Genomic DNA, 11,622 nt, shown 5'->3' on the forward strand with positions numbered 1-11,622 from the left:
ATCAGGGCCATGCCAGCGACGTGGGGATCCTCCGGCATCCCGGTCGTCATCGTCGAGGACGACGCCAGCATCGGCCGCCACCTCCAACAGGCTCTCGAGGGCCACGGGTACCACTCCAGTTGGTTCCGCACCGGCCAGGGAGCACTCGAACATCTCCGTACTCACCCGAGCGAGGTGATGCTCCTGGACCTCGGGCTACCCGACTCCGACGGCGTCGACATCGCCCGCCAGGGCCGTGCCGAGTTCCCCGAGCTGCTGATCATCATGTTGACCGCCCGCGTGGACGAAATAGACGTCATCGCCGGACTCGACGCGGGTGCGGACGACTACATCACCAAGCCGTTCACCGTGTCGGTGCTTCTCGCTCGCCTACGGGCGCATCTGCGCCGCCACGCGCCCAGCGACATAGGCCCACTCAGCTGCATCGCGCTCGGCGCGCTCACCCTGGAGAGGTCCTCTCGACGAGTCTTCGTCGACGACCAAGAGCTGCCACTGCGCACCAAGGAGTTCGACCTCCTTGCGGCCTTGGCGGAACATCCCGACACCGCCGTGAGCCGTGCCCAGCTCATGGCCCAGGTGTGGGACGAGAACTGGTACGGCTCCACCAAGACCTTGGACGTGCACATTGCACACCTGCGATCGGTCCTCGTCGCTGCGGGAGCCGACGCCGCGGGACGGATGCCGACCATCACGACGTTGCGCGGGCACGGATACCGCTTGGATACCCCACACCACGTCGAGCCCGGGGGCCCCCAAGGAAGGCACGCTCACCCGCGGTGAGGCGCCACCGAAGATCGGCCTCCGCGGAAGCCGCGGGTGGTGTGTACGCAAGTGCACGACGAAGAGCGCGTCCTCAGCGAACACGATGGCCCGACCTCTACGAGCACCCAGACGGTGGGGCGTTCAGGAGCTGGTCGGCGACCTCGCTGAGCACCGGCTCGTCGGCCCAAAGGTGGGGTCGCCACTCAGCCTTCTGTGAGGATCTCCTGGTGATGGTTTGCACCAATGCGGTCCGGTTGTGGGCGGGTGGCACCGATCAAAGATGGCTGTCTGTGGGGAATGGCTGGGGGGCCTCTTGGCAACGGGTGTGCCTTCGCAGGTAAGTGAATTGCACTGGGCGGGCTGTAAATCCGTCGCGAAAGCTACGAAGGTTCGAATCCTTCACCTGCCACCCAGTGCCCGAGAGGCCCTGACCAGCGGAGACGCCGGTCAGGGCCTCTCGCACGTCACAGGACTGGGGTACCGCACATCTCGCCAAACGGGTCGGCGGGCTTGAGGTAGGCGGTGCGGATGCGCTCCCGCTCGGCGTCGAATCCCGCCGCGTCGATGGCCGTCACGATCGCCTCAGATCCGGAAGAACATGTTGAGGAAGCGGTCCGCCACGGCACGGTCGCCACGGATGGTCCCGGCGTTGCCGCGCCCGAAGGCCGTCAGCACGAAACTGCCTGGGTCGAACTCGAGGACGGTCAGACCCTCGGCGTCTCCCGGCGCGTACGTGAAGCCGCCCTCGGTGAGGGAGACGCGGGTGTCGCCGGCGTTGGGGCCGGAGGTGATGCGGATGCCGATCTCGCAGACGTCCTCGGGTGTGACCTGGTTGGTCGTGTACTGCCACAGCACGAACATGAACGGGATGAGCAGGTCGGCCGCCTCGCCGGAGAGCCCGTGCGCCCGGCCCGTGCCCTGGCGCACGTCCCAGCTGTGCGCTCCGTAGTCCATGAGCTGGAAGGCGGGGTAGAAGAACGACGGGAGAGGTCCCATGTAGAAGTGCGGGACCTGCAGTCCGGTCCAGTCTTCCTCGGTGAGCTCGTCGAAGGTCTTCATCATCGTGTCGAAGTCGGTGCGGGCGCGTGCCACGAGCTCCTGCCGCGGCACGTCTCGCAGTGCCTTGGCCATCGCGTCGACGCGCTGGGCCATGCCCGGCAGGCCGTATGCCGGGTCCACCGCGGTGCCGTTGCGTGCGGCGTCGAACGCAACGAAGTACGACTCCGTCGTGTCGACGAGGTGGCCGACGATGTCACGGACCTGCCAGTGACCGGCGCCCGTCGGGGCGAGCCAGGCCCTGTCGTCGTCGACCAGGTCGAAGAACTGGTCTGCCTCCTGCCGCACGACCCTCAGGATCGTGTCCTTGCCCTCCGGGACCATCGCGTTCCAGCTGTCCATGCCCGCACCTCCCGTCGATCAAGGTTTCAACTCAGGCTAGTCCCGGAGTCGATCGCCGCTCCAGTGGCCGAGACGGGTCAACTCGGGCACCTCGGACCGAGTGGGTCTTGCCCGCAGGCGCCGCCGCGGAAATGATCGCTCCAGCAGGTGAGCGCGACCGAAGGAGCGATGGCGATGGGCATGATCGGGTCAGACTGGCACGAGCGCATCTTCTCGAGCGGATGGGTCGCCGGCTCGGGCGCACCCATCTCCGTCCGCTCGCCCGGATCGGGGGCACAGCTGGGCGTGGTCGGGTCTGCCACGGCCGACGATGTTCGCCGGGCCGCCGCGGAAGCCTCTGCCGCACAGCGGGACTGGGCCGCGCGACCACCGTCCGAGCGGGCTACCGTCCTGCGGCGCGCCGGAGCGCTCTGGGAGCAGCACGCCGACGAGATCCAGTCGTGGATCGTCAAGGAGCGGCTCGATACCACCCAAGGCCGAGGTCGAGACCCGCATCGCGGCCGACGAGTGCTACGAGGCGGCGGCGCTCCCGACGCATCCGGCGGGCGAGGTGCTGGCGACGAACCAGCCCCGGTGGAGCCTCGCGCGGCGACGGCCGGCCGGCGTCGTCACGGTCATCGCGCCGTTCAACTACCCGCTCATCCTGTCGATCCGTTCCGTCGCGCCGGCGCTCGCCCTCGGCAACGCCGTTCTGCTCAAGCCCGACCCGCGCACGACCCTCTGCGGCGGAGTGTCGCTCGTGCAGGTCTTCCGTGAGGCCGGCCTGCCGGATGGGGTGCTCCAGCTGCTGCCCGGCGGTCGCGAGACCGGCGAAGCCGCGGTCACCGCCGACGAGGTACGCGTCGTGTCCTTCACCGGCTCCACCGCGGCCGGGCGCGTGGTCGGGGCCCTCGGCGCCCAGCACCTCAAGCGCACGCACCTCGAGCTGGGCGGCAACAGCGCCCTCATCGTGCTTCCCGGGGCCGACCTGACCAAGGCGGTCTCGGCGGGAGCGTTCGGGTCGTTCCTTCACCAGGGGCAGATCTGCATGACGACGGGTCGTCAGCTCGTCCACGAGAGCCTCCACGACGACTACGTCGAGGCCCTGGCCGCGACCGCCGACCACCTCCCGGTCGGCGATCCCGCTGCCGACCAGGTCGCTCTCGGCCCGATCATCGACGAGGTGCAGCTGGCCAAGATCGACCGGCTGGTGCAGGACTCCGTCGGGCAGGGCGCCGAGCTCGCCGCGGGCGGCACCTACGACGGGCTCTTCTACCGGCCCACGGTGCTCGCCCGGATGACCTCCGAGATGCCGGCGTGGCGTGAGGAGATCTTCGGGCCGGTCGCGCCGGTGCGTGCGTTCTCGTCAGTCGACGACGTCATCGAGCTGGCCTCCTCGAACGAGTACGGCCTCTCGCTCGGCATCCTCGGCGACGTCGGTGCGGCGATGCGGCTCGCGGACGCGATCCCGAGCGGCATCGTGCACATCAACGAGCAGACCGTCGACGACGAGGCCAACGCACCGTTCGGCGGCGTCGGCGCCTCCGGAACCGGTTCGCGGTTCGGGGGCGCCAGGGCCAACATCGAGGCGTTCACGGAGACCCAGTGGCTCACTGTCCGCCCCGACATCGCCTCGTACCCGTTCTGACCGGGTCCCGCCGGCATCCCCCTGCCGGAGGAGCAAGCTCAACTTCGAGTGTGATGTGCGGCGCTTCGCGGTGCGTAGCGTTGAAGGCATGACAGATCAGGCAGTGAGCCGGGCGTACGCCTTGGCGATCCTGGACCCCGCGAGCGGTCGTAGGCTCATCGACGGGACTCGGTGGAAGGCCGGCGTGGCCGCCGCCGCCCTCCTCGACCTGGTTCGAAGCGGTGAACTTCGGCTGGTCGACGATCCCCGGCACCCCGGAAGGTCCGGGCGGTTCGTGGTCACGGGGCGCGGCGCCGCACTGGAGCCGGCCTGGGGCGAGGTCGTTCGCCGAGCGGACGGGCAGACACCCAAGAACGCGATCGCCCGCATCGGGGGTGCGTCGAGCTGGACCGACCGCGCCGGATCCCTCTGGGACGGCATCACGGCGCAGCTCTGCGCAGACGGCGTGATCCGCCGGGACGAGCGTCGGATGCTCGGACTGTTCCACTCCACCCGCTGGCCGGTGGTCGACTCTGCCGCCAGGCAAACCATGGTGGGACGGGTGCGGTCCACCCTGGCCGGTGGAACGGCCGACGACGATGTCGACGGCTCCGTCACCGCTCTCCTGTACGCGACCGACGCACTTCCACACGTGTTGCCTGGGGAGCCCAAACGATGGCTCAGAGACCAGGGCGAGGTCGTCTCGCGAGGGGAGTGGGCGCCCGAAGCAGTCCGGCGTGCGATCACTGATGTGCAGGCTGCGGCAGTCGCTGCAGTCGCCGCCTCGACCGTGGCCGTGACGTCCAGCACGACATGAGCGAGGCCGTGCAGCGGTACGTGGCGTTCTCGGACGATCCCGAGGGCGGCAACCCGGCCGGCGTCGTACTCGAGGCAGCAGGGCTGAGTGACGACCGGATGCTGGCGATCGCTGCCGAGCTGGGCTACAGCGAGACGGCCTTCCTGTTCGGCACCGACATCCGCTACTTCTCACCGCTGGCCGAGGTGCCGTTCTGCGGGCACGCCACGATCGCCACGGCGGTGGCCCTGGCCGAGCGCGACGGGCCCGGCGACGTCATCCTGACGACGGTGACCGGCCCGGTTCCGGTCACGACCCGGCGCGATCAGGACCGCCGCATCCTGGCCACGCTCACGAGCGTGCCGGCGAGGATCGCCGCGATCGCACCGGCGGATCTGCAGGAACTGCTCGCGTCGCTCGACTGGGACACGACCGACCTCGACGCCGCGCTGCCGCCGCGAATCGGCTACGCCGGCGCCTGGCATCCGGTGATCGCCGCCGCCACCCGCCAGCGGCTCTCCGCGCTCGACTACGACTTCGGCCGTCTGGCGACACTCATGGCCGCGCGCGAATGGACGACGATCCAGCTCATCTGGCGCGAGGGCGAGACGACCTTCCACTCGCGCAACCCGTTCCCGCCCGGGGGCGTCGTCGAGGATCCCGCCACCGGCGCGGCCGCAGCTGCGCTCGGCGCCTACCTGCGGGACCTGCAGCTCGTGCCCTTACCCGCCACCGTCGACATCTACCAGGGTGAGGATCTCGGGCGACCCGGGCACCTCACCGTCGACATCCGCGCCGACCGTGCCGAGATCCAGGTCACGGGCACAGCCGTCGCGATCACGTGAACGTGCGGCCCCTGGCCTCGCGTCTGCGCGTAGACGCGCCGGCCGGGGGTCCCCGCCACGAAACGGCCTCCGACGGCTCAGGACGACCGGCGTTCGACGAGACCGCTCTCGTACGCCATCACGACCAGCTGGGTCCGGTCGCGCGCCCCCAGCTTCATCAGCAGCCGGCCGACGTGGGTCTTCGCCGTCGCCGGGGTGACGTACAGCTCCGCGCCGATCTCCTGGTTGGACAGGCCGCGGGCGACCAGCACCAGCACCTCCGTCTCGCGCTCGGTCAGCCCTGTCAGTGACGCAGGGGTGGTCGGCGGGCCACCACCTCCGGCCGGCTCCTGCCGCACGAACTCCTCGATCAGCTGTCGCGTGACGCTGGGCGCGAGCAACGACTCGCCACGGGCGATGACGCGGATGCCGTCGAGCAGCTGGACCGGGGGAGTGTCCTTGAGCAGGAAGCCGCTCGCCCCAGCGCGCAGCGCCCCGAAGACGTACTCGTCGAGATCGAAGGTCGTCAGGACGAGCACTCGCGTGTCGGCCTCGAGCGCGGCGATGGAGCGGGTCGCCTCGAGGCCGTCCATCACCGGCATCCGGATGTCCATGAGCACGACGTCCGGTTCGAGCTCGCGCACGAGCGCCACCGCCTCGACCCCGTTCTCACCCTCGCCGACGACCTCGAGGTCGGGGGCGGAGTCCACGAGCACGCGGAAGGCACCCCGGATGAGCGCCTGGTCGTCCACCACGACGACACGCACCGGCGGGCTCATCGCGCCTCCGCGGCATACGGCAGGGTCGCGTGCACACGGAAGCCGCCACCGGGTCGCGGACCGGCCTCGAACGTGCCGCCGTAGAACTCGACCCGCTCCCGCATGCCGATCAGTCCCTGTCCCGCTCCCGGCGTGACCGGAGTGACCGTCGTGACCGGCGAGGCCGTGCTGCCGCGCGGACCGGAGCGCCTGCGCTCCGACCGGCCGTCGTCGGCCACCTCGAGCTCGACCCGCCCCTTCGAGCACGCGACGCGGACGCGGGCCACCGGACCGCCGTGCCTGAGCACGTTCGTCAGCGCCTCCTGCACGACCCGGTACGCCGCGAGGTCGACGCCGGCGGGGAGGTCGGCCAAGGGGCCCGTCGAGTCCATCGTCACCCCCAGTCCTGCTCGGCGCGTGTCGGCCACGAGGGACCGGATGTCGGCGAGGCCGGGCATCGGCTGCGACGCGGCGGCCTCGCCGTCACGCAGCACCCCGAGCATCCGCCGCATCTCGGTGAGCGTGGCACGGCTCGTCGCCTCGATCACGCCGAGCGCGTCACTGGCTGCGGCCGTGTCGGTCTCGATGACGTGCCGGCCGACTCCCGCCTGCACCGCGATCACCGACATGGAGTGCGCGACGACGTCGTGCAGCTCGCGGGCGATCCGCAGCCGTTCGGCGGCCACCGCGGCGCGGTCACGGTCCTCGCGCTCGCGCTCGAGCAGCCGGGCCCGGTCCTCCATGGCCGCCCATCGCAACCGGCGCTGCCGCAGGTTGTCGCCGGCGAGCCAGGCCACCGCAGTGGCGAGCATCGTCGAGATGACGTCGCTCACGGACACCACGCCGGCGGGCTGCGCGACGAGCGCCAGGCAGAACGCGCCGGCCGTCGCCCCGAGTGCCAGCAGCGAGTCACGGCGGCGACCGTGCAACGCGAGCCCGAACAGCAGCGCGAACGCGCTGAGGCCCGGGTAGGGCGCGTAGTGCAGCAGTGAGAAGGCCAGCAGCGCACCCAGGGTCACCGCGAGGGCGAGCCACGGAGCCCGTCGGTGCACGGCATACGGCGCGGTCAGGAGCACGCCGAGCACCCACGCCCCTGCGTCGACGGGGCGCTGCCCGGCGCGGACGGAGGCACCGAACGAGAAGACCAGCAGCACGAAGAAGGCGACCGCGACGAGCGCGTCGGTGACGCGGGGGTCGATCCGCCACGTGCGTCGCCGCGTCGACGTGTCCATACCTGAACAGTAGGGAGGGTCAGGCCCTGCGTGATCGGCTTTGGGGCGTACACCCGCAGGCGTATGCCGTCGCGCCGAGGCCCCTGGCCCCCGCCCGCAGGCGCAGGTCGGGGTTCGGCCGCCAGGGTGACGACCCGGCCCCCCGTCCGGCCGGATCGTTGGGGTCAGCCACAACGGCCTCCCGACACAGGAGCTCAGCGAAATGCCAACCCTCTCGTTCCACCAGCTCTCCAAGCACTACGGCCCCGTCACCGTCCTCGACGGCTTCACCGCCACGGCCATGCCCGGCCGTGTCACCGCGTTCCTCGGCGTCAACGGCGCCGGGAAGACGACGAGCATGCGGATCCTGCTCGGCCTGACCGACCCGACCAGCGGGACCGCCACCATCGACGGGGTCCGCTACGCCGACCTGCCCCATCCCACCCGCATCGTCGGCGCGGTGCTCGACCAGGGATTCCATCCCAACCGGTCCGCCCGCAACCACATCCGGCTCACCGCGATGGAGGCCGGCGTCCCGGCCACCACGGCCGACCACCTGCTCGAGCGCTTCGGGCTGGGGCCGGCGGCCGGCCGGCGCGTCGGCGGGTTCTCGCTCGGCATGCGCCAGCGCCTCGCCCTGGCCTCCGCCCTCGTGGGGGACCCGTCCGTGCTCGTCCTCGACGAGCCGCTCAACGGCCTCGACCCGGACGGCATACGCGAGATGCGCCGATTCCTGCGCTCCTTCGCCGACCGTGGCGGCACCGTCTTCCTCTCCAGCCACCTGCTCTCGGAGGTGGCCGCCGTCGCCGACGACCTCGTCGTGATCCACCACGGCACGCTCGCCGCGGCGGGCCCGGTGCACGACATCGTCACCGACGACACCGACCTCGAGTCGGTCTTCCACAGCCTCATCCACTCAAGCGACACCGAGGAAGTCTGGTCATGAAAACACTTGTCTCCCTGGAGCTCTACAAGCTCCGCACCACTCCCGCAGCATGGGTCAGCCTGGCCCTCACCCTCGTCCTGGGGGCCGCATCCGTCGCCTCCAACGCGCTCGTCCCCAACCCCGGCGGGCCCGCCTTCGGCTCGATCGACCACGTCAACCACACGCTGTCGGTCTCGGCCCTCACCTCCATGGTCATGCTGGCGATCGGCGTGCTCGTCGTCGCCGGCGAGTACCGGCACCGCACGATCATGCAGACCTTCCTCGGGGAGCCCCGTCGCGCAAGGGTGCTCGCGGCCAAGGCCGTCACCGTGCTCGGGCTCGGGGCACTGCTCGGAGCCGGAACCTTCGGCGTCGCCTACGCCGAGGCCGTGGTCATCTACGGGGCCCGCGGGGTGCACTCGCTGCCCGTCGACGTCGTGCAGCTCTGGGTCGGCGCGACAGTCGCGTCCGCCCTCTACGGGCTGGTCGGCGTGGCGCTCGGTGCCCTCACCCGCAACACGGTCGTGGCCATCATCGGTGCGATCGCCTGGGTCATGGTCATCGAGGCCGGCATCCTCGCCAGCGCCCTTCCCGCTGTGGCCCAGTGGCTTCCGGCGGGTGCCGCCATCGCCCTGACCAGCGTCGGGACGGCTGCGCACGGGATGCTGAGCACGACCACCGCCGCGCTCGTCCTCATGGGCTGGGCACTGTTGATCTCCGGAGTGGCAGCCCGCTTCAGCCTGAACCGCGAGGCGCACTGACTGAGACCGCCCCGGCACGAACGGACCACGCGTCACGTCTGCTCGACGTGACGCGTGGTCTGTAGCGCTGTAGCGCTGGAGCGCCGGCGTATTCAGCCGCGACCACGCTCGCCCCGCTCAGCAGACGTCGAGGACGTCCGTTCCGCTCGACGGCACGCGGGGATGGTGAGTCCCGCGACGGCGCAGCACGCTGGGGCGCGGGCGCTCGGCGCGTGCAGCAGGCGACGACGAGAGGCACTGATGAGACGCGAGACCAGCGGCATGGTGGGCACCGTGCAGAGCGAGGGCCAAACGACGGTCGCCGTCGCGGCGGCAGGGCCCGCGGCGGTTGCCGCCGTGCTGGTCACCACCGGCCCGGCGCCTTCCCCTCGAGGCGGCGCCCGCGCGCTCCTGCTCGTGTCGTTGTCGCTCCTGTCGATGATCTCGCCGTTCGCGACGGACATGTACCTGCCGTCCTTCCCGCGTATCGCCGATGACCTGTCGACCGCGCCCTCAGGTGTCCAGCTCACCCTCACGACGTTTCTCGTCGGCGTGGCCCTGGGTCAGCTCTTCTTCGGACCGTTGTCGGACCGCCGTGGGCGCAAGCGACCACTGGTCGCGGGTTCGCTGGTGTGCGTCGTCGCCTCGTTCGTCGCGGTCTACGCACCGACCATCGAGGTGCTGCTCGGCGCACGGTTCTTCCAAGGGCTCGGAGGAGCCGCCGGGATCGTGATCGCGCGTGCCATCGTGGCAGACCTGTTCCGAGGGGCCGAGGCGGCGAGCATCTTCAGCGTGCTCGCGATCCTCGGCGGCCTCGCACCGATCCTGGCCCCGGTCGCTGGCGGACTGCTCGCCGGTCCGGTCGGGTGGCGAGGGGTGCTGGGAGTGCTCGCAGGCCTGACCGTCGTGATGAGCCTCGTCGCCGTGCTCGTCATCCGCGAGACCGCGCCGGCGCGGCGTGGCACCGCGGCATCCTCGGCGGCCGCGCCCTCGCCACCGGCCGCGGGAGCCACGAGCAGACCCCACCTCGGGACGGTCCTGCGCCGTCCGGGCTTCACGGCATACGCCCTCGTGAAGACGTTCAGCTTCGCCGTTCTCATGGGCTACATCTCGGCGTCGCCCTTCATCTACCAGGACTACGTCGGCGTGGGCGAGCTGGCAGGAGCGGCCCTGTTCGCGCTGAACTCGCTCGCGATGATCGGCGCCAATGCGGTGAACGCGCGACTCGTGCGCACCCGAGGTCCGGCCGCCATGCTGCGGGTGGGGCTGGTCCTGCTCACGACCGCGGTCGTCGCCCTGTCGCTCGTCGTCTTCCTGGCGGCGCCGCCGCTGGCGCTCGTGCCCGTCTTCGTGCTGCTGGTGGGCAGCATGGGGCTCATCTTCGGCAACTCGATCGGGCTCGCGATCAGCCACGCCCGCGACGCCGCCGGATCCGGGTCTGCCGTCATCGGTTTCGGGCAGTTCGTCGCGGGGGCGGCGGTCGCGCCCCTCGTCGGGCTCGGGGAGCGAGCCACTCCAGTCCCCATGACCGTCCTGCTCATCGCGGCCACCGCTGCGACGTGGGTGTGTGAAGTGGTGGCGAGACGCGCCGCCGCGCCCCACGACTGAAGCGCGCGGCACGCGCAGGCGTTCCAAGAGGTGGCACGACCGGCTCGGCATCCGCCGGCGCCTGCGCGATGCTGCTGGGGAACGCCGGTGTCGTGCCTGACGCCGGCCCTCACACCGCAACGAGGAGTTGGCCGATGACCACCACGACTGTGGAACTGACCGAGCAGAGCACCAGCCGCACGGTCGAGACGCCCAGCGGCACGATCCACTACAACGAGGCCGGGGAGGGGCATCCGCTGCTCCTTCTGCACGGCAGCGGTCCGGGTGCCACCGGCTGGAGCAACTTCGGCCCCAACCTCAAGGCGCTGAGCAGGCAGTTCCGGGTCATCGCAGCGGACATGCCCGGCTGGGGCAAGTCCTCGCCCGTCACGTACGAGGACCGGGACCACGTGACGGCCGTGCGGGACCTGCTGGATGCGCTCGGCATCGACAAGGCCGCCGTGGTGGGCAACTCGATGGGCGGCGCGACCACGCTGAAGTTCGCGGCCGTGCACCCCGAGCGGGTGTCCCACCTGGTCACGATGGGAGCCGGCGCGGGCGGGGTGCGTCTCTTCTCCCCTGCCGACGGCCCTTCCGAGGGGCTGAAGATCCTCCACCAGGGCTACCTCGAGCCGTCGGTCGAGGTCATGGCCAAGCTCGTCGACATCATGACGTACGACAGCGGAAGCAAGAGCGAGGCGCTGGCACAGCAGCGCTACGACAACGCCACAGCGAACCGCGTGCACCTGGAGAACTTCGCCGCGGGAATCGGCAAGCCCCGCCGCGGCACGGCCACCGACGAGGAGCTGGCCGGCATCTCCGCGCCGGCCCTCATCGTGCACGGCCGCGACGACCGGGTCGTCGGCTACGAGCACAGCCTCAAGCTCGTGGCAGTCATCAAGAACTCGCGGCTCGTGCTCTTCAACCGGTGCGGCCACTGGGCCCAGCTCGAGCACGCCGACGAGTTCAACCGGCTCGTCGCCGACTTCGTCGCGAACAGCTGACCGGACCACAG

The 11,622-nt window shown here is 70.8% G+C and carries 10 protein-coding genes, 1 tRNA gene and 1 pseudogene; 9 read left to right on the top strand and 3 right to left on the bottom strand.

All coding sequences use genetic code 11. The annotated features are described in order from the left end of the window. Positions 1-9 precede the first annotated feature (9 nt). Together AB4091_RS00955 and AB4091_RS00960 are read left to right on the top strand one after the other, a co-directional pair. Positions 10-780 (top strand): response regulator transcription factor, encoded by a 771-nt coding sequence (locus AB4091_RS00955; protein ID WP_442289856.1) that lies wholly within the window; start codon positions 10-12, stop codon positions 778-780. A 315-nt stretch (positions 781-1,095) separates the two neighbouring features. Further along, positions 1,096-1,171, top strand: a tRNA-OTHER gene (locus AB4091_RS00960). 173 nt (positions 1,172-1,344) lie between these two features. On the opposite strand, the gene AB4091_RS00965 is transcribed toward AB4091_RS00960, so the two are convergent. Beyond that, positions 1,345-2,160, bottom strand: a complete 816-nt coding sequence (locus AB4091_RS00965) for a maleylpyruvate isomerase family mycothiol-dependent enzyme (RefSeq protein ID WP_442289857.1) — start codon at positions 2,158-2,160, stop codon at positions 1,345-1,347. Positions 2,161-2,340: 180 nt separating this feature from the next. Here AB4091_RS00965 and AB4091_RS00970 point away from each other — a divergent pair. From AB4091_RS00970 to AB4091_RS00980, 3 genes and pseudogenes are all read left to right on the top strand, one after another. After that, positions 2,341-3,787 (top strand): annotated as a pseudogene (locus AB4091_RS00970) (benzaldehyde dehydrogenase). Positions 3,788-3,875: 88 nt separating this feature from the next. Further along, complete coding sequence (locus tag AB4091_RS00975; RefSeq protein WP_442290290.1) at positions 3,876-4,583, top strand: GOLPH3/VPS74 family protein; 708 nt, start codon at positions 3,876-3,878, stop codon at positions 4,581-4,583. Continuing rightward, on the top strand, positions 4,580-5,407 hold the full coding sequence (locus AB4091_RS00980) for a PhzF family phenazine biosynthesis protein (RefSeq protein WP_442289858.1): 828 nt from the start codon (positions 4,580-4,582) through the stop codon (positions 5,405-5,407). Before AB4091_RS00975 ends, AB4091_RS00980 begins: the two co-directional genes overlap by 4 nt. Before the next feature lie 77 nt (positions 5,408-5,484). Here AB4091_RS00980 and AB4091_RS00985 read toward each other — a convergent pair whose 3' ends face one another. Next, a complete protein-coding gene (locus tag AB4091_RS00985; RefSeq protein WP_442289859.1) occupies positions 5,485-6,165 on the bottom strand; it encodes a response regulator in 681 nt (226 codons plus the stop codon). After that, entirely contained in the window at positions 6,162-7,376 is a 1,215-nt protein-coding gene (locus AB4091_RS00990) for a sensor histidine kinase (protein ID WP_442289860.1), read from the bottom strand. The genes AB4091_RS00985 and AB4091_RS00990 overlap by 4 nt, the downstream gene beginning before the upstream one ends. 202 nt (positions 7,377-7,578) lie before the next feature. Between AB4091_RS00990 and AB4091_RS00995 the strand changes: the two genes are divergently transcribed. The 4 genes from AB4091_RS00995 (at position 7,579) to AB4091_RS01010 (ending at position 11,611) form a co-directional block, all read left to right on the top strand. Then, a complete protein-coding gene (locus AB4091_RS00995) occupies positions 7,579-8,301 on the top strand; it encodes an ABC transporter ATP-binding protein (protein ID WP_442289861.1) in 723 nt (240 codons plus the stop codon). Continuing rightward, entirely contained in the window at positions 8,298-9,041 is a 744-nt protein-coding gene (locus tag AB4091_RS01000; RefSeq protein ID WP_442289862.1) for an ABC transporter permease, read from the top strand. The genes AB4091_RS00995 and AB4091_RS01000 overlap by 4 nt, the downstream gene beginning before the upstream one ends. 240 nt (positions 9,042-9,281) lie before the next feature. Beyond that, positions 9,282-10,628, top strand: a complete 1,347-nt coding sequence (locus AB4091_RS01005) for a multidrug effflux MFS transporter (RefSeq protein ID WP_442289863.1) — start codon at positions 9,282-9,284, stop codon at positions 10,626-10,628. Between the two features lie 134 nt (positions 10,629-10,762). Then, positions 10,763-11,611 (top strand): alpha/beta fold hydrolase, encoded by an 849-nt coding sequence (locus tag AB4091_RS01010; protein ID WP_442289864.1) that lies wholly within the window; start codon positions 10,763-10,765, stop codon positions 11,609-11,611. The last annotated feature ends 11 nt before the right edge of the window (positions 11,612-11,622 follow it).

Origin of the sequence: Terrabacter sp. 2RAF25 (genome assembly GCF_052115265.1) — a bacterium.
In the GTDB taxonomy this organism is placed as follows: Bacteria; Actinomycetota; Actinomycetes; order Actinomycetales; family Dermatophilaceae; genus Terrabacter.